At 70.9% G+C, this 16,502-nt stretch carries 17 protein-coding genes; 12 read left to right on the top strand and 5 right to left on the bottom strand.

Annotation, left to right across the window (positions count from 1 at the left end; translation table 11 throughout):
• Positions 1-124 precede the first annotated feature (124 nt).
• From AB4112_RS19220 to AB4112_RS19195, 6 genes are all read left to right on the top strand, one after another.
• The gene (locus AB4112_RS19220; RefSeq protein ID WP_441722144.1) at positions 125-1,768 is read left to right on the top strand and encodes a benzoate-CoA ligase family protein; all 1,644 of its coding nucleotides are present in this window, start codon (positions 125-127) and stop codon (positions 1,766-1,768) included.
• A complete protein-coding gene (locus AB4112_RS19215) occupies positions 1,765-2,241 on the top strand; it encodes an acyl-CoA thioesterase (RefSeq protein WP_441722141.1) in 477 nt (158 codons plus the stop codon). The genes AB4112_RS19220 and AB4112_RS19215 overlap by 4 nt, the downstream gene beginning before the upstream one ends.
• Positions 2,242-2,243: 2 nt before the next feature.
• Complete coding sequence (locus AB4112_RS19210) at positions 2,244-2,669, top strand: RidA family protein (RefSeq protein WP_309794084.1); 426 nt, start codon at positions 2,244-2,246, stop codon at positions 2,667-2,669.
• Between the two features lie 4 nt (positions 2,670-2,673).
• Positions 2,674-3,519 carry an alpha/beta hydrolase gene (locus tag AB4112_RS19205; RefSeq protein ID WP_441722138.1) on the top strand — a complete coding sequence of 282 codons (846 nt, stop codon included), beginning with the start codon at positions 2,674-2,676 and terminating at the stop codon, positions 3,517-3,519.
• Between the two features lie 4 nt (positions 3,520-3,523).
• Positions 3,524-4,756 carry a kynureninase gene (gene kynU / locus AB4112_RS19200; RefSeq protein ID WP_441722135.1) on the top strand — a complete coding sequence of 411 codons (1,233 nt, stop codon included), beginning with the start codon at positions 3,524-3,526 and terminating at the stop codon, positions 4,754-4,756.
• A gap of 63 nt (positions 4,757-4,819) precedes the next feature.
• Entirely contained in the window at positions 4,820-6,031 is a 1,212-nt protein-coding gene (locus tag AB4112_RS19195; RefSeq protein ID WP_441722132.1) for an ROK family transcriptional regulator, read from the top strand.
• Between the two features lie 151 nt (positions 6,032-6,182).
• On the opposite strand, the gene AB4112_RS19190 is transcribed toward AB4112_RS19195, so the two are convergent.
• Both AB4112_RS19190 and AB4112_RS19185 read right to left on the bottom strand, forming a co-directional pair.
• Entirely contained in the window at positions 6,183-7,208 is a 1,026-nt protein-coding gene (locus tag AB4112_RS19190) for an SIS domain-containing protein (protein ID WP_441722130.1), read from the bottom strand.
• A 21-nt stretch (positions 7,209-7,229) separates the two neighbouring features.
• Positions 7,230-8,138: an N-acetylglucosamine kinase gene (locus AB4112_RS19185; protein WP_441722127.1), complete on the bottom strand. Its 909-nt coding sequence runs from the start codon at positions 8,136-8,138 to the stop codon at positions 7,230-7,232.
• A gap of 119 nt (positions 8,139-8,257) precedes the next feature.
• Here AB4112_RS19185 and AB4112_RS19180 point away from each other — a divergent pair, with 119 nt between their 5' ends.
• From AB4112_RS19180 to AB4112_RS19165, 4 genes are read left to right on the top strand one after another with little or no spacing between them, the layout of a single operon-like run.
• Positions 8,258-9,520, top strand: coding sequence for an extracellular solute-binding protein (locus tag AB4112_RS19180; protein ID WP_441722124.1), 1,263 nt, complete (start codon positions 8,258-8,260; stop codon positions 9,518-9,520).
• A 1-nt stretch (position 9,521) separates the two neighbouring features.
• Positions 9,522-10,457 carry a carbohydrate ABC transporter permease gene (locus AB4112_RS19175; protein ID WP_441722121.1) on the top strand — a complete coding sequence of 312 codons (936 nt, stop codon included), beginning with the start codon at positions 9,522-9,524 and terminating at the stop codon, positions 10,455-10,457.
• Positions 10,454-11,317, top strand: a complete 864-nt coding sequence (locus AB4112_RS19170) for a carbohydrate ABC transporter permease (RefSeq protein ID WP_441722118.1) — start codon at positions 10,454-10,456, stop codon at positions 11,315-11,317. The genes AB4112_RS19175 and AB4112_RS19170 overlap by 4 nt, the downstream gene beginning before the upstream one ends.
• Positions 11,318-11,340: 23 nt before the next feature.
• Positions 11,341-12,273: a 3-keto-5-aminohexanoate cleavage protein gene (locus AB4112_RS19165; protein ID WP_441722115.1), complete on the top strand. Its 933-nt coding sequence runs from the start codon at positions 11,341-11,343 to the stop codon at positions 12,271-12,273.
• Between the two features lie 125 nt (positions 12,274-12,398).
• On the opposite strand, the gene AB4112_RS19160 is transcribed toward AB4112_RS19165, so the two are convergent.
• Positions 12,399-14,081, bottom strand: coding sequence for an SDR family oxidoreductase (locus AB4112_RS19160; RefSeq protein WP_441722112.1), 1,683 nt, complete (start codon positions 14,079-14,081; stop codon positions 12,399-12,401).
• Positions 14,078-14,533, bottom strand: a complete 456-nt coding sequence (locus tag AB4112_RS19155) for a thiol-disulfide oxidoreductase DCC family protein (RefSeq protein WP_441722109.1) — start codon at positions 14,531-14,533, stop codon at positions 14,078-14,080. Before AB4112_RS19155 ends, AB4112_RS19160 begins: the two co-directional genes overlap by 4 nt.
• A gap of 239 nt (positions 14,534-14,772) precedes the next feature.
• Between AB4112_RS19155 and AB4112_RS19150 the strand changes: the two genes are divergently transcribed.
• Together AB4112_RS19150 and AB4112_RS19145 are read left to right on the top strand one after the other, a co-directional pair.
• Positions 14,773-15,318, top strand: coding sequence for a DinB family protein (locus AB4112_RS19150; protein WP_441722106.1), 546 nt, complete (start codon positions 14,773-14,775; stop codon positions 15,316-15,318).
• Between the two features lie 76 nt (positions 15,319-15,394).
• The gene (locus tag AB4112_RS19145) at positions 15,395-15,790 is read left to right on the top strand and encodes a cell envelope integrity protein TolA (protein WP_441722103.1); all 396 of its coding nucleotides are present in this window, start codon (positions 15,395-15,397) and stop codon (positions 15,788-15,790) included.
• Positions 15,791-15,817: 27 nt separating this feature from the next.
• Here AB4112_RS19145 and AB4112_RS19140 read toward each other — a convergent pair whose 3' ends face one another.
• The gene (locus tag AB4112_RS19140; RefSeq protein ID WP_441722100.1) at positions 15,818-16,447 is read right to left on the bottom strand and encodes a TetR/AcrR family transcriptional regulator; all 630 of its coding nucleotides are present in this window, start codon (positions 16,445-16,447) and stop codon (positions 15,818-15,820) included.
• Between the last annotated feature and the right edge of the window lie 55 nt (positions 16,448-16,502).

The raw sequence follows: 16,502 nt of genomic DNA, 5'->3' as shown, positions 1-16,502 counted from the left end.
GCCACGGCTTGACCGTGGCATCCAGGGGCGGCCGGAGCGGCTCTTGGTGGCCCCTGGATTGCCCGGTCAAGCCGGGCAATGACAAGGAAAAAGGGGTGGCAGAGATAGAAACGGGAGAGGCGTGATGGAGACGATAAGCGCGCATATCGACCGCTTCACCGGCGACAACCTTCCGCCGCGGGAGCAGTGGCCGGAGTTCCGCTTCACCCTGCCGGCGCTGCAGTATCCGGCGCGGCTGAACTGCGTGGCCGAGCTGCTGGACCGCCATGTCGCCGAGGGCCGGGGCGAGCGGCCCTGCCTGATCGGCCCCGGCGTCGAATGGTCCTATGCCGAGCTGCTGGACCGGGTGAACCGCATCGCCCATGTGCTGGTGCGGGATTTCGGGCTGGTGCCCGGCCACCGCGTGCTGCTGCGGTCGGCCAACAACCCGATGATGGTCGCCTGCTACCTCGCCGCGCTGAAGGCCGGGGCGGTGGTGGTCGCGACCATGCCGCTGCTCCGCGCCAAGGAGCTGGCCTTCATGATCGAGAAGGCACGGATCGGGCTGGCGATCTGCGACGCCAAGCTGCTGCCCGACCTGGAGGCGGCGCGGCCGCTGGCCCCGGCACTGCAGGACATCCTCAGCTTCGGCGGCGACGGCGCCGATCTCGAAGCCCGCATGGCCTCGGCCCCAACGGAGTTCGCACCCGTCGACACGGCGGCTGAGGATATCTGCCTGATCGGCTTCACCTCGGGCACCACCGGGGTGCCCAAGGGCACCATGCACCACCACCGCGACCTGCTGGCGATCTGCGACGCCTATTCCGGCCAGGTGCTGCAGCCGAACGAGTCGGACCGCTTCATCGGCAGCCCGCCGCTGGCCTTCACCTTCGGCCTGGGTGGGCTGGTGCTGTTCCCGATGCGGGCCGGGGCCTCGACCGTGCTGCTGGAGAAGGCGTCGCCGCCGGAGCTCTTGGACGGCATCGAGCGCTTCCGCCCGACCATCTGCTTCACCGCGCCCACCGCCTACCGCGCCATGCTGGGGCAGAAGGCGGGGCGCGACCTGTCCAGCCTGCGCCGCTGCGTCTCGGCCGGCGAGGCGCTGCCGCCCGCCACCTTCGAGGCGTGGCGCGACGCCACCGGGATCGAGATCACCGAAGGCATCGGCGCCACCGAGATGCTGCACATCTTCATCGCCTCGCGCCCCGGCGCGGTGCGGCCGGGCGCCACCGGCACGGTGGTGCCGGGCTATGAGGCGAAGATCGTCGACGCCGGTTTCAACACGCTGCCCGACGGCGAGGTCGGGCGGCTGGCGGTGCGTGGCCCGACCGGCTGCCGCTACCTCGCCGACGACCGCCAGCGCGCCTATGTCCAGGATGGCTGGAACGTGACCGGGGACACCTATCGCCGCGATGCCGACGGCTATTTCTGGTACCAGGCGCGGTCGGACGACATGATCGTGTCCTCCGGCTACAATATCGCCGGGCCGGAGGTGGAGAACGCGCTGATGACCCATCCGGCGGTGCAGGAATGCGGCGTGGTCGGCGTGCCCGACCCGGACCGCGGCCAGATCGTGAAGGCCTATGTCGTGCTGAAGCCCGGCACGCCCGCCGATGCCGAGACGCTGAAGGCACTGCAGAACCATGTGAAGGCCGAGATCGCGCCCTACAAATACCCGCGGGCGATCGAATTCCTCGATCGGCTGCCGCGCACCGAGACCGGCAAGCTGCAGCGCTTCCAGCTGCGCCGCATCGCCGAAACCCCTGCCGCCGCGGTCAAGGCCTCATGACCGAAGCCCGCCCCCCGCGCGCCCGGCCCCTGGCCGCCGCCGACCTGCCGGCCGCCGCCTTCACGGCAAGGCAGCCGATCCGGTTCGAGCATTGCGACACCGCCGGCATCGTCTTCTTCGCCCGCTACTTCACCATGATGCAGGGCGCGGTGGAGGATTGGTTCGGGGTGGAGCTGGGGCTCGACTACGCCGGCATCATCCAGCGCCGGCGGGTCGGGCTCGGCTATGCCCATGCCGAATGCGACTATTTCAAGCCGGGCCGGCTGGGCGATGTGCTCGGCCTGACCGTGCTGGTCGACACGGTCGGGCGCAGCTCGATCGGCCTCGCCATCCACGGCCATCGCGACGGCGAACCGGTGCTGGTCGGGCGGCTGGTGCTGGTGACCACGGATATCAACGAGGCAGCGGCGATCCCGGTCCCGGACGACATCCGGAGCGCGGTGGAATCCTATCAGCGGAGATGTGCGACGTGACCATGATCGGGCGACCCGAAAGCCGGGGGCCGGGCGGCCTGGTGGCGCTGCAGCCGGAAGGCTGGCCGGCGCCGAAGGGCTATGCCAACGGCATGATGGGGCGCGGCCAGGTGATCTTCGTCGGCGGCCAGATCGGCTGGGATGCGGAAGGCCGCTTCGCCGACGGCATGGTCGGCCAGATCGCCCAGGCGCTGCGCAACATCCTGGCGGTGCTGGCCGAAGCCGGGGCCGGACCGCAGCACATCGCCCGGCTGACCTGGTACGTCACCGACCTCGAGGCCTACCGCGCCAACCTCAAGCCGCTCGGCCGCGCCTATCGCGAGGTGATGGGCGCGAACTACCCGGCCATGGCGGTGATGCGGGTGGTCGAGCTGGTCGAGCCCGACGCCCTGGTCGAGATCGAGGCCACCGCGGTGCTGCCGGAGTAAGGTCATGACCACCCTCCGCTACGACGATCCGGACTGGTGCGAGCGGGAGTACAACCCACGGGTCACCATCCCCGACCTCGCCGCCGTGTTCGGCCGCTGGGTCGAGAACGCCGCCACCACCCGGGCGCGGCTACCGCACCAGTCCGGCCTCGCCTATGGCGACGATCCGCGCGAGGTGCTGGACATCTTCCGCGCCGACCGGCCGCGCGGCACCGTGGTCTTCATCCATGGCGGCTACTGGCGCGCCTCGTCGAAGGACGAGGTGTCCTGGGCCGCTGCGGCGCTGGTCCCGGCCGGCTTCACCGTGGTGGTGCTGAACTATCCGCTGTGCCCGCAGACCACGATCGCCGGCATCACCGAAAGCTGCCGCCGCGCCATCGCCTTCGCCTGGACGCGACTGCTGGACGAGGCCGAGCGGCGGACGGTGATTGTCAGCGGCCATTCCGCCGGCGGCTACCTCACCGCCGCGATGCTGGCCACCGACTGGGCGGCGCGCGGCCTGCCGGCAGCGCCCTTCGCCGGCGGGGTTTCCATCTCCGGCGTGTTCGACCTGCGGCCGCTGCTGCGCACCAGCATGAATGAGCTGATCCGCCTGACCCCGGAGCAGGCGGCCGACTGGAGCCTGCACGAGACCCCGGAGCCGATTCCTAGCGTGCCGCTGGAGCTGCTGGTCGGCGGCGCGGAGCCATCGGAGTTCCACCGCCAGTCGGCGCTGATGGAAGCGGCCTGGCCGCGCCTCGCCCGCACGCCGATCGCGGTGCCGGGCCGGCACCATTTCGACGTGGTGGAGGAGATCGGCCGCCACGGCACGTCGGTGTTCGATGCGGTGCTGCGGCTGGCGCGGAGCTGAGGCCATGACCATCGACCGCGCCCAGTGCCAGGCCCTCGACCGCGACGACCCGCTGCGCGGCTGCCGCGACCGCTTCCTGCTGCCGGACGGTGTGCTGTATCTCGACGGCAACTCCCTCGGCGCCTTGCCGCAGGGCGTGGCCGCGCGGGTCGGGGCCACGGTGACGGAGGAGTGGGGGCGGGGGCTGATCCGGTCCTGGAACACCGCCGGCTGGTATGCCTCGCCGCAGCGCGCCGGGGCCAAGACGGCGCGGCTGATCGGGGCCGGGGCGCATGAGGTCACGGTCACCGACGCGATCTCGATCAACCTGTTCAAGCTGCTGGTCGCCGCCTGCCGGATGCGGCCGGACCGCAAAGTGATCGTCGCCGAGGCCGGCAACTTCCCCTCCGACCTCTATGTCGTCGACAGCGTCGCCCGGATGATGGGCTGCAGCGTCCGCCGGGTCCGGGCCGGGGAGGTCGCGGCGGCGATCGGCGACGACACCGCGGTCGCCACCCTGTCCGAGATCAACTTCAAGTCGGCCGAGCGCCAGGACATGGCGGCGGTGACTGCGGCAGCCCATGCCAAGGGTGCGCTGATCCTGTGGGATCTCGCCCATTCCAGCGGCGCGGTCGACGTCCAGCTGAACGCGGCCCGGGCCGACTTCGCCATCGGCTGCGGCTACAAATTCCTCAATGGCGGCCCCGGCGCGCCCGGCCATCTCTTCGTCGCCGAACGCCATCTCGCGGTGGTCGACCAGCCGCTGACCGGCTGGTTCGGCCATGCCGAGCCCTTCGCCTTCACCGAGGATTTCGCCCGGGCCGACGGCATCCGCAGCCTGCTGTGCTCGACCCCGCCGATGCTGTCGCTGGCGGCCTATGAGACGGCGCTGGAGGCGTATGACGGCATCGCCATGGCGGATGTCGAAGCCAAGGCGCGGGCGATGGGCGACCTGCTGATTCGCCTGTTCGACGAAAGGCTGGCGCCGCTCGGCTGTCGGCTGGAAAGCCCGCGCGACGGGGCGCGGCGCGGCAGCCATGTCTCGATCGGCCACAACCAGGGCTATGCCGTCATGCAGGCGCTGATCGCCCGCGGCGTGATCGGCGACTTCCGGGCGCCGGATGTGATGCGCTTCGGCCTGACCCCGCTCTATCTCGGCTATGCCGATGTGTTCGACGCCGTGGCGGCGGTCGAGACGGTGATCGCCGGCCGGGTGTACGAGGCGCCGGAATTCCAGCGGCGCCACGCGGTGACCTGAGCACGGGCATAGGCAAGGCCGGAGCGCCGGTTCTAGACTGGGGCATGACCCCGAGACCGGCCCATGGCTGACCCGACCGCCCCGTCCCTGGCCCCATCCCTGATGGACAGCTCCCGCGCCGTGCTGCGGGTGCTCGCCGCCTCCGGCCCGATCACCCGGCCGCGGCTGGGCGCGATCCTCGACCTGTCGAAGCCGACCATGTCGGCGGCGGTGTCGGAGCTGAGCGCCGCGGGGCTGGTCACCGCCCACGGGTCGCACAAGGGCGCGACCGGGCGCACCGCCACGATCTACGGCCTCGGCCCCGCCGCCGGCTATGTCGTCGGCATCGATGTCGGCGCCGCCCAGGTGCGGGCCGTCGCCCATTCGCTCGACGACCGGCCGCTGGCGACGGTCGAGCAGCCGATTCCGCGGCCGAGCGGCGCCACGATCGACGAGATCGGCGAGGTCATCGACTCCGTCGCCCGCGCCACCATCCTGGCGGTGGGCGGGGAAACCCTGCGCAGCGTCGCCGTCGCCGTGCCGCGCATCGTGTCGACCCAGCGCCTGGGCCAGCGCAAGGGGCCCGAGGCGGTGCTGCGCCAGCTGCGCGCCCGGATCGACGCGCCGATCCTCTTGGAGAACAACGTCAACTGCGCCGCGATCGCCGAGCACCATTACGGCGCGGCGCGGAACCACGACGTGTTCTCCTATCTCCAGGTCGGGGTGCGCATCGGCCTGGGCATCATCGTCAACGGCCGGCTGCTGCGCGGCTTCAACGGCGCGGCGGGCGAGATCGGGCGGCTGCCCTTCCCGTGGTCGCCGCACGAGATCCCGACCCGGGAGGGGCTGGAGCATTATCTGGGATCGGCCGCCCTGGTCGAACGCTGCGCCGCGGACTGGCCGGAGGCGGAAGGCCTGCCGCCGGCCTCGGCGAAGGAGCTGTTCGCCCGGGCCGAGGCCGGATCGGAGGCCGCGCTGCTGTGGGTGGCGCGGCACGCTGCCGACATCGGCCGGCTGGTCGCCGGCTGCGTCGGCATGCTCGACCCCGGGCTGATCGTGCTGGGTGGCGGTGTCGGCCAGAACCCGCTGATGCTGCGGGAGGTCCGGCGCGTGGCGAAGCAGCTGACCTGGCCGACCGAGATCGCGGTCAGCACGCTCGGCGCCCATGGCACCGCCCTGGGGGCGATGCGCCTGGCGGCGGATCACGGGCTGGGCCAGATCCTGGGCGAGAACCGCCACCCCGCCGTGGTCCTGCCGCCGCTCGATCCCGCAGGGGACAGCGCGGCGGCGGAGTAACAGGCCTGGGAGATCGTTTGGAAATGCGTTGGCGTGAGTCGGCTGGTGGTGGTTTCGAGACCCGGCGCGCAGCGGACATGGTCGTCCGTGAGCACCGGAAGCGCAGAAACCGCCATCAGACGGCCGCGCCGGCGCATTTGCAGACGGTCTCCTACACCTCGGTCGGCGACCAGGGCTTGAGCTTGGTGTCGGTCTGGCGGTAGCGGAAGGTGATGTTGGTCAGGCCGGCGGTGTCCTGCATCTCCGCGACGATCAGCTGCGCCGCGACGATCTGCAGGATCGCATCGGCGATGGGGTTGCCGAACTCCGGCACATGGATCACCGTCAGCTCCTCGGCGGCCTCGACGTCGTGGCGGCCGGTGATCAGCACCGACGGGCAGCCGAACCCGGCCATATCCAGGGCGATCTGGACCTCGCGCCCGGTGCCGAAGGCGACCAGCCCGGTGCGGCCGTCCTGCGATTCCATCGGCCCGTGCAGATAGTTCAGCGTGTCCCAGGCGCAGGCCGGCACCCGCACCGCCTCGCGGATCAGCAGCGCGGCCTCGCCGGCGGTGGCGAAGGCCGCGCCGGCGCCGACCAGGTCGATCGAGGCGCGCCGGTAAAGGCGCTTTGCGGCCTGCTTCGCCGGCTCGGCCGCGGAGGCCAGCAGAGCGCCCACGGCTTCGGGCAAGGCGGCCCAATCGGCGGAGGGCGCGCCGCCCAGAATCCGGTCTGCCAGCAGGCCGATCGCCAGCAGCGTCCCGGTGTAGCCGGTCGAGCTGGCGCCGTTGTCGGCGCCGGAGGCCATGCCGACGGCCAGGCCGGTCAGCGCCGCCAGCGGGTTGTCGCTGCCGCGGCAGATGGCGATGCGCGGCAGGTCCGCCCGCATCCGCATCACATCGGCGGTCTCGCGGCTCTGGCCTGAGGCGGAGAGGGCGATGAAGGCGTCGGCGGCGGCATCCACCCCGTCATAGAGATCGGTGGCGCAATAGGCGTAGGCGCGGGTGCCGCGGGTGCGCAGGAAGCAGGCGCCGGCGATCGCCGCCTGGTAGCTGGCGCCGATCCCGGCCAAGCCGATGGCCTTGCCGGCGAAGGCGCCGAGGTCGAGCGCGTCCAGCGCGCGGCCGATGGCAACCCGGCCCTCCTCCAGGCTCTCGGGCTGCCGTGCGACGGCGTCGCGATATCCAATGCGCTGCATGGGTCTGTCTCCGGTCGGGATTCAGGAAGTCTGGTCGGCGGCGTGCACGGCGCGCTCGGCCAGCGCCAACGCGCCCAGCACCGGCGGGTCGCGCAGCACCACGACGTCGCTGGCCGGCGACACCTCGGCCATGGCGGCCCTGAAGGCCTGCACCAGGCGCGGCTGTTCGGCGATCACCCCGCCGCCGGCGACCACGCTGCCGGCATCGGCGCCGCGCGCGATCAGGATGCCGACCAGGGCCGCCAGCGCCGTCGCGCCCTCGGTAATCACGCCGATCGCCAGGGGCGACCCGGCATCGGCTGCCGCGAACACCGCGCTGGCATGCTGGCCCCAGACCACGCCGTTGCGGGTCTCGTTCAGCAGCCGGCCCATCATGGTCGGGTCGTCGGTGCCCAGCGCCCGCATCAGGGCGTCGGTCAGCGGATCGTCGGGCGTGCCGCGGTCGATGGCGCCGCGCACCGCCCGCGCCGCGTCGCGGACCAGGGCCGGGGCGCTGCCCTCGTCGCCCAGGATCCAGCCCCAGCCGCCGGCCGCCAGCATCCGGCCGTCCGGCGTCCGCGCCACCGCGATCGACCCGGTGCCGACCACCACGCCGATGCCGCCGAAGCGGCCGGCCGCCGGGGCCATCAGCTCGGAATCATTGACCACCTGGACGATGCCGCCCAGGTGTCGCGCCAGCCCGGCCTGGAAGGCGCGGCACTGGTCGTCGGTGTCGCAGCCATGGGCGCCGACCACGGTCGCGGCGGGATCGACGCCGCCGCACAGCGACCGGACCAGGGCGCTCAGGGCCGCGGCATCGGTCTCGACCTCGCGGATGCGCCAGCTGTCGGTCGCCAGCGTCCGGTCGGCGACGGTCTCGCCGCCGCGGGACGCCATCATCCGGGTCTTGGTGCCGCCGATATCGACGCCTGCGATGAGATGTGGGCCCACGGTCTTCCCGCCATTCCTGAGTTAGTTAGGCAGATTTACAAACTATCTAGCCAGCCGGCAAGAACTATGATTTCCTGTCCCTGCGCATAAGCACCGCAGCGGTGCAGGGGAGGCGAAAAATGAACATCTGGCGTATTGGCGGGCGTATCGGGCGCGTGGCCCTGGCCGCGGCGGCCCTCTGGGGGTTCGCCGCGACCGCCGCACAGGCGGTCGAGCTGTCGTTCTGGACCTGGCGGCAGGAAGACAAGGCCGCCTACAACGAGCTGTTCGCGGATTTCACCAAGGCGAACCCCGACATCACGGTCAAGTTCGAGTCCTTCCCGGACGAGAGCTATCCGACCATCGTCTCGGCGGCGCTGGCGGCCGGCCATGGCGGCGACGTGATCCACACCCACGCCTATGGCTGGCTGGAGCAGTTCGTGAAGGCCGGCTATTTCGTGGCGCAGGACCAGGCCACGGTGCCGTCGCTGGCCAACATGCCGGCCGACGCGCTGATCGCCGGCACCTACCGCGCCGACGGCAAGGTCTACTCGCTGCCCTTCGCCTCGCAGACCCTGGGCCTGTTCATCAACAAGGACGTGTTCGCCAAGGCCGGGCTGACCCCGCCGAAGACCTGGGACGAGTTCCTGACCGTCAGCAAGGCGCTGAAGGACAAGGGCATCATCCCGCTGGCGAACGGGCTGGGCACCAGCTGGTTCAACGAGATGTTCGTGGCCATCTTCACCAATCCGTTCCTGGGGCCGGACTTCGTCACCGACCTCACCACCGGCAAGGCCACGTTCAAGGACCCGCGCTACGTCGCGGCGCTGGGCAAGCTGCTGGAGCTGCGCGACGTGATGTCCCCCGGCTATGAAGGCATCGACTACGACACCGCAGGCCAACTGTTCGTCACCGGTCGGGCGGCGATGCTGGCCGGCGGCAGCTTCGACATCGCGACCTACCGGGCCGAGAATCCCCAGATCAGCATGGATTTCGTGGCGCCGCCGACGCCGAAGGCGGGCGACCCCGGCACCGTGACCAAGTTCTATGACGGCGGCTACGCCGTGAACGCCGCATCGCCCAAAAGGGACGCGGCGCTGAAGCTGGTCAACTGGATGGGCACCAAAGAGTTCGGCGACAAGTTCTCGGCGCTGCTGGGCAACATCTCGCCGATCAAGGGCGTGGTGATCAACGACCCGCTGCTGGCTGAGGTCGCGGCCCTGAACCAGACCGCGATGCCGCACATCAACGTGGTCTATTTCCGCTTCCAGAAGCCGACCGGGTCGGAGCTGCTGCAGGGCGACATCACCAAGATGATGGCCGGCAGCATCACCCCCGACCAGCTGGGCGCCGACCTGACCACGGGCATCGCCAAGTGGTACGCGCCGTTCCAGGGCAAGTGACATGATCCACGACCGGCGCCGCCTGTCCGATCTTCTGCCCCGGCGCCGGTCGCTCTGGATCGTCTTCCTGCTGCTGCCGGCCGCCGCCATCATGTCGGTGTTCGTGGCCTGGCCGCTGCTGTCGGCCTTCCGCCTGGCCTTCTACCGCTTCGACGGGCTGACGCCGTCCGACTTCGTCGGGCTGGAGAATTTCCGCCAGGTGCTGACCGAACCGCCGTTCAGCGACTGGACCTGGAACGCGCTGCACCACAACGTCATCGTGTTCTGCGCGCTGATGGTGCTGGAGAACGGGACCGCGCTGCTGCTGGCCTTCGCGCTGCTGAAGGCGCTGCCCGGCCACCGCGTGCACCAGGTCATCGTGTTCCTGCCGGTGGTGCTGTCCTCGGTCATCGTCGGCTTCCTGTGGAAGCTGTTCCTGCACCCGCTGTTCGGCCTGGTGAACCAGGCCCTCGCACTGGTCGGCCTGCACGGGCCCGCCTGGCTGGGCCAGGAATCGACCGCGCTGGGCAGCATCATCCTGGCCAATGTCTGGCACTGGCTCGGCTTCCCCACCTTGGTGCTGCTGGCCGGCATGCAGCGCATCAGCAAGGAGGTGATCGAGGCGGCGCGGCTGGACGGCGCCGGCGACGGCACCCTGCTGCTCAGGATCATCTGGCCGCTGCTGGCGCCCAGCGTCACCATCGTCACCATCCTGACCTTCATCGGCAGCTTCAACTGGTTCGAGCTGCCCTACATCATGGCCGGGCTGACCGGGTCGCCCGGCGGGTCGACCGACGTGCTGGGGCTGTATTTCTACCGCACCGCCTTCGGCAGCACGACGACCGGCATCCAGGATTTCGGCCAGGGCAGCGCGCTGGCGGTGCTGATGTTCCTGCTGATCGCGGGCGTCACCGCCATCGCCCTCCGGATGCTGCGCCGCCGCGAGGTGGAGCTGTGACCGCGGCCGTGAGCCAGGCCGCCGGCCCCGCCCTCGACCGCCGCTGGTCGGTGCAGACCGGCGCCATCCAGGCGCTGCTGCTGCTGAACGCCTTCGTCATGGCCTATCCGCTGGTCGTGATGGTGATGTCGTCCTTCAAGACCAATGCCGAGATCTTCACCTCGCCCTTTGCCCTGCCGCAGACCATCTCGCTGGCCAATGTCGAGAAGGTGTGGACCGAGACCAACTTCGTCCGCTACCTCGCCAATTCGGTCGGCGTCACCGCGGCCTCGGTGCTGCTGATCCTGGTGGTCGGCACCATGGCGGCCTATGCCATCGCCCGGTACAAGTTCCGCTTCAGCACGCTGGTGCTGATGTTCTTCCTCAGCGGCATGACCGTGCCGCTGAAGCTGGCAATCATCCCGCTGTTCATCCAGCTCGACACGCTGGGCCTGACCAACTCCTATGCCGGGCTGGTGCTGGTCTACACCGCCATGGGCATCCCGTCGGCCGTGTTCATCATGACCGGCTTCCTTGCCAGCCTGCCGCGCGAGCTGGAGGAATCGGCCCGGATCGACGGCGCCAGCGAGCTCCGGGTGATGCTGTCGATCATGCTGCCGCTGGCGCGGCCGGCCATGGTGATCGTCGCCATCCAGAACGCGGTGCCGATCTGGAACGACTTCTTCTTCCCGCTGATCCTGATCACCTCGGACAACCTGAAGACCCTGCCGCAGGGGCTGACGGTGTTCATGGGCGAATTCACCACCAACTGGGGCGTGCTGTTCACCGGCCTGTCCCTGGCGGCGCTGCCGATCATGCTGGTCTACATTGCCCTGTCGCGCCAGTTCATCGCCGGCATCACCCAGGGCGCGGTCAAATAGCCGGACACACGAGGGATCATCCAGTGGCTCAGCAGAACAAGGTCATCATCACCTGCGCGGTGACGGGGTCGATCCACACCCCGTCGATGTCGCCGCATCTGCCGGTGACGGCGCAGCAGATCGCCGACGCGGCGGTCGAGGCGGCGGAGGCCGGGGCGGCGATCGTGCACCTGCATGCGCGCGACCCCAGGGACGGCCGGCCCGACCAGTCGCTGGAGGCCTTCACGCCCTTCCTCGGCGTGATCAAGCAGCGCTCGAACTGCGTCATCAACCTGACCACCGGCGGCGCCGCGACCATGACGGTGGCGGAGCGGGTGCGCCCGGCCGCCACGTTCCGGCCCGAGGTCGCGTCGCTCAACATGGGGTCGATGAACTTCGGGCTCTACCCCATGCTGGGGCGGTTCAAGACCTTCGAACACGCCTGGGAAGAGCCCTATCTCGAAGGCTCGCGCGACCGGGTGTTCCGCAACACCTTCGCCGACATCGAGCACATCCTGTCGACCTGCGCCGAGAACGGCACCCGCTTCGAGATCGAGTGCTACGACATCGGCCATCTCTACACCCTGGCGCATTTCGTCGAGCGCGGGCTGGTGAAGCCGCCGTTCTTCGTGCAGAGCGTGTTCGGCATCCTCGGCGGCATCGGCCCGCATCCGGAGGATGTGGCGCATATGAAGCGCACCGCCGACCGGCTGTTCGGCGCGGACTACCACTGGTCGGTGCTGGGCGCCGGCCGGCACCAGCTGCCGATCGCGGCCCAGGCCGTGGCGATGGGCGGCAATGTCCGGGTCGGGCTGGAGGATTCGCTGTGGATCGGCAAGGGCCGGCTGGCCAAGTCGAGCGCGGAGCAGGTCCGCCAGGTGCGCCAGATCATCGAGGGCCTGGGCGCGGAGATCGCCACGCCGGACGAGGCCCGCGCCATCCTGAAGCTCAAGGGCGGCGACGCGGTCGGGTTTTAGTCATCAACCTTCATTGTCATTGCCGGGCTTGACCCGGCAATCCAGGGGCCACGGAGAGCTGTTCTTGAAAGCCCCTGGATCCTCGGGTCAAGCCCGAGGATGACAATAAGGGGGATGGCCCACCATCATTCCACCGGCGCCAGCGAGCCGCGGTAGCGCACGATCAGCCCAGTCCAGGGATGGCGGATCTCGACATGGAAGCGGAAGCGGCCCTCCGCTTCCGTCTCCCAGGCCTCACCGTTCGGGGCCAGCGCCAGGGGCAGCGGCAGACCGAACAGGCTCCAGCGCCGCACCACCAGGCGCAGCCGATCGCCCTCCAGCACCAAGGCCATGCCGACCCGGACCGGGCCGAAGCGCTCGACCACCAGGCCTTCGGACCGGCCGTGGCCCTCCTCCTGGGTGCTGGCGAAGCGCCGGCCGGCGAAGCGGCGCTGCCAGGTCTCGACGCCGTCCCGGACCTGGAACGCCACCTCGACCGGCACCTCGCTGCCGGCGGCGGGAAAGCCGATGACCGCCGCCACCAGCCGCGACGGCAGGCCGGTGCCCCGGTCGACCGTGGCTTGGCCCGCCACCCGCGTCTCGCCGTGGAGGTCGTGCAGCGCCCGCACCGGCGCCGGCAGCCGGTCCCAGGCCTCGCCAAGGAGGCGACGGTACAGCGGCTGCCGCGCGGTCTCCGCGGTGACCTCACGGCGGCCCGTCACGATCGCCCGGCCGGCGAACAGCGGCGCGTAATCCTCGAGTTCCAGTTCCGTGGTCGCGGGGCGGGCGCCGGGGGCGGGGCGGATGCCCTGCAGCCGGCGCCGGATCACCGCGGCCGCGGCCATCGCCGGGATCAGCGGCCCGTCATCGCCCTCGGCCAGCAGGTGCCAGGACCGCTCGACCGGCTGCCCGGCCCCATCGCAGCCGGTGACGGCGACGATCATGCCGCTGCGATGTTCGCCCCAGCGCAGCCGCCGGTTGGCGGCGTGCAGCAGCGGCGCCAACGGCAGCAGCGAGGGCAGCAGGCCGATCCGCACCAGCCAGGCCAGGCCGCTCAGCGCCCGGTGCAGGATCTCGGGCACCGGGCCGGCCCCGACCCAGATCGACCGCAGCCCGGGCCATAGCTCCGGCAGCAGCCGCAGGTCCGGCACATCGACGAGCGAGAAGCGGGTGCTGTGCAGCGGCAGCTTGCCGGGCGGCGCCACGGTCCGGCGCCGAGTCTCGATCAGCGCCCGGCCCGTCGCCGGTCGCCCGTCGCGCAGCAGGCCCACCGGCTTGCCGGCGTAGGAGGCGACGGCGCGGGTCACGTTCGGCCCCAGCCCGGCATAGGGCGACGGGGCCAGCCCGGCCATGATGGTCTCGACCCGGTCCAGGCCCTGCGCCAGGTGCCGCACCGCGGCGGCGGTCAGCGCCGGAAAGCTGCTGACGCCGGACAGCACCGCCACGCCGCGCGCCCGCGCGACGGCGTCGAGCCGGCCGATGCCGGCGACGAAATCGGTGCCGTCCGCCAGATCGAGATAGTCGACGCCCTGGGAGATGCAGGCCTCGGCCACGCGGTACGGCGCGCCGCCATAGGCCTGGAACGGCCCGGCGGCGTCGACCACGATGTCCGGCGCGGCGGCGGCGATCTGCGCCGCCACATCGCCGTCGCGGTCGAAGGCCAGGGCTTCGGCCGACCCGCCGAGGCTTCGGCAGGCCGCCTCCGCCTTCGCCGCCGACCGGCTGGCGACCAGCAGGGTCAGGCCGGGTTCGGCCGCCAGCAGCCGCACCAGCCGGCCGCCGAAGCTGCCGGTGCCGCCGATGACCAGGACGCGCAGGAGCTCAGTCACGTCAGGAAGCGGTCTTCCTGGCCCGGCGGCGCCAGCATGCACACGTCTCTCCGCCCGAACAGACGGAAGCGGTTGCGCGCCACCAGGCCGTACAGCCGGTCGCGCCAGCCTTGGGGCAGGATCCGCAGCGCCGCCACCAGCGACCAGGGCAGGCCGAGGCCCAGGGCGGTGCGGATCACGCTTTCCGACTTGAACCAGGCGATGCCGTCGGCCAGCAGGATGTTGGTCTCGTAGTCCTCGGGGTCGAGCCCGTAATGGACATACAGCGCCCGCCCGGTCGGCGACTGCGCCGGCAGCAGCCGGAACCGCCTGGCCCGATCATATCGCAGGATGAATCGCGCCCAGCCGGAGCACATGACGCAGTGCCCGTCGAAGATGATGACCGGCCGGTCGTCGGGGAAGGGCGGCACCGCCGGATCCTGCCGCCAGCTGTAGGGTCCCTGGGAGATCATCCGGCGCTCCGGTTGGTGTCATGGGTGCCGGATGGAAAGCCTAGGGCATCGGCAGCGGCAGAGCTATGGGATCGGGTCGCGGCGTTTTGATGACCTGGCGTTCTGGACGGGATGCCGGAACACACCATTATTGTGTCAGGCCCTGATGGGCACGGCGAGAGCCGCCGCCTCGGGCCGGGGCCCTGGAACCGGGGAGGCCTGTAGGCCTTCCCCCAAGATGACAGTGGGGAGCGAAACGCATGCCGATGTCGCTGGCCGACCATGTCCGCCTGATGGCGCGCAACAACGCCTGGGCCAATGCCCGGCTGCTTGCCGCCTGCATCCGGCTGACGCCGGAGGAGTTCGCGGCGCCGCGCACCGGCTTCTTCCCGTCGCTGCGGCGGACGCTGAACCACATCCTGGTGGTCGACCGCGCCTACCTCGCCGACCTGAAGGGGCCGGGGCGGCAGACGGCGGCCAATCCGATCCCCTATCCCGACGCCGTGGACCTGGCCGCCGCCCAATCCGAGACCGACCGCGAGCTGGTCGGCTATTGCGACGCCCTCGACGACGCCGGGCTCGACCGGGTGGTGGCGATCGACCGCAAGGACGGGGTCGCCTACCGCGAGACCGTCGCGGCCATCCTGGCGCACCTGTTCCAGCACCAGATCCACCATCGCGGCCAGGCCCACGCCATGCTGTCGGCCACCCGGGTGGCGCCGCCGCAGCTGGATGAATTCTTCCTCGCCTCCGACGCCCCGCGGCGGGAGGCGGAGCTGCGCCGGCTGGGGCTGGAGGGGCGATAGGCCGAGGTCGAGCCTGGGAAGGCGGGGCGAGCGCGGCTATCCTGCCCCGACCCGTTTGACCCGAGGGCCGGCCATCGTGACAGCGCGAACCTTCCTTCTCTTCGCGGCTGCCGCGCTTCTGGCCGCCGGCTGCGTCCCGGCCGGTCCGTCCAAAGCGGTGGAGCAGGAAAGCCGGATGCCCCGTCTGAGCCGCGGGGAGGAGGGGGCGATCCGGGACAGGATCAAGCGGTGCTGGAATATCGACGTCGCGGCGCCGGTCCTGCCGGTGGTGACGCTTCGCGTGACCAGGGTGAAGCCCGACGGCACCGTCTCGCCTGACACCGTCAGCATCGTCGACGATGGCGGCAACCCCGATGTGGCGCGGAATGCCGTCCGCGCCGTGCTGAATCCGCTCTGTCAGCCGTGGCCCACACCGCAGGGTGGGTGGCCGGACGGGCCGTTCACCCTGGTGTTCGATCCACGGGGCCTATAGGGGCCGAGCCTCCGAGGGAGGGCCACCTCAACCCGCCTCCGCGCCGCCCCGTCCCAGCTGCGCCTCGACCAGCGCCTCGGCCGCCCAGGCGACGGCCTTGCCCGGGCCGTCGCGGCCGCCCAGGGTCTGGCTGATGGCGTAGGCGCCCTCGACCAGCAGCACCAGGCCGTCGGCCAGCAGCTTGGGCTCCGGCGCGCCCAGCGCCTCGGCCAGCCGCAGCAGGCGCAGCCGCAGCTCGCGTTTGTTGGCCTCGGCGACCTGGCGGCCGGGATGGCTCGGCTCCGGGAACTCCGTGGCGTCGTTGGTGAAGGGGCAGCCGCGGTAATCCGGCGCCGTGGTGCGGTCGGCCAGATGCTCCATCATGGCGCGCAGCTGGGCCCGCGGGTCGCCTTCGTGCTTGGCGAAGGCCCGATCCCAGCGCCGCCAGTAGTCGGCGTTGCGGTCCGCGAGATAGGCGACCACCAGATCGTCCTTCGACGGGAAGCTGCGGTACAGGCTGATCTTGGCAACCCCCGCCTCTTTGACGATCGCGTCGACCCCGACGGCGCGGATGCCGTGGCGGTAGAACAGGTCGTCGGCGGCGGCGAAGATCCGGTCGCGGGCCCGCAGCGGGGATGCCTCGTCCTGCGGCGCTCCGACCGTCTTCGGCTTCGACATAACCACACCTCTCGGGCCTTGACATGTAACCGATCGGTTCGTACCTCTTGGCAGC

The sequence above is a fragment of the Inquilinus sp. 2KB_23 genome, from assembly GCF_052115705.1.
GTDB lineage: Bacteria > Pseudomonadota > Alphaproteobacteria > DSM-16000 > Inquilinaceae > Inquilinus > Inquilinus ginsengisoli_A.
The sequence above is the reverse complement of the archived record's forward strand: the minus strand, read 5'-3'. Positions and strand labels throughout refer to the sequence as shown.

Coding starts and splice junctions, on each gene's coding strand:
- kynU (WP_441722135.1), top strand. CDS start 3,524: ATGACCATCGACCGCGCCCAGTGCCAGGCCCTCGACCGCGACGACCCG.
- AB4112_RS19215 (WP_441722141.1), top strand. CDS start 1,765: ATGACCGAAGCCCGCCCCCCGCGCGCCCGGCCCCTGGCCGCCGCCGAC.
- AB4112_RS19210 (WP_309794084.1), top strand. CDS start 2,244: ATGATCGGGCGACCCGAAAGCCGGGGGCCGGGCGGCCTGGTGGCGCTG.
- AB4112_RS19150 (WP_441722106.1), top strand. CDS start 14,773: ATGCCGATGTCGCTGGCCGACCATGTCCGCCTGATGGCGCGCAACAAC.
- AB4112_RS19195 (WP_441722132.1), top strand. CDS start 4,820: ATGGCTGACCCGACCGCCCCGTCCCTGGCCCCATCCCTGATGGACAGC.
- AB4112_RS19190 (WP_441722130.1), bottom strand. CDS start 7,208: ATGCAGCGCATTGGATATCGCGACGCCGTCGCACGGCAGCCCGAGAGC.
- AB4112_RS19140 (WP_441722100.1), bottom strand. CDS start 16,447: ATGTCGAAGCCGAAGACGGTCGGAGCGCCGCAGGACGAGGCATCCCCG.
- AB4112_RS19220 (WP_441722144.1), top strand. CDS start 125: ATGGAGACGATAAGCGCGCATATCGACCGCTTCACCGGCGACAACCTT.
- AB4112_RS19155 (WP_441722109.1), bottom strand. CDS start 14,533: ATGATCTCCCAGGGACCCTACAGCTGGCGGCAGGATCCGGCGGTGCCG.
- AB4112_RS19180 (WP_441722124.1), top strand. CDS start 8,258: ATGAACATCTGGCGTATTGGCGGGCGTATCGGGCGCGTGGCCCTGGCC.
- AB4112_RS19175 (WP_441722121.1), top strand. CDS start 9,522: ATGATCCACGACCGGCGCCGCCTGTCCGATCTTCTGCCCCGGCGCCGG.
- AB4112_RS19205 (WP_441722138.1), top strand. CDS start 2,674: ATGACCACCCTCCGCTACGACGATCCGGACTGGTGCGAGCGGGAGTAC.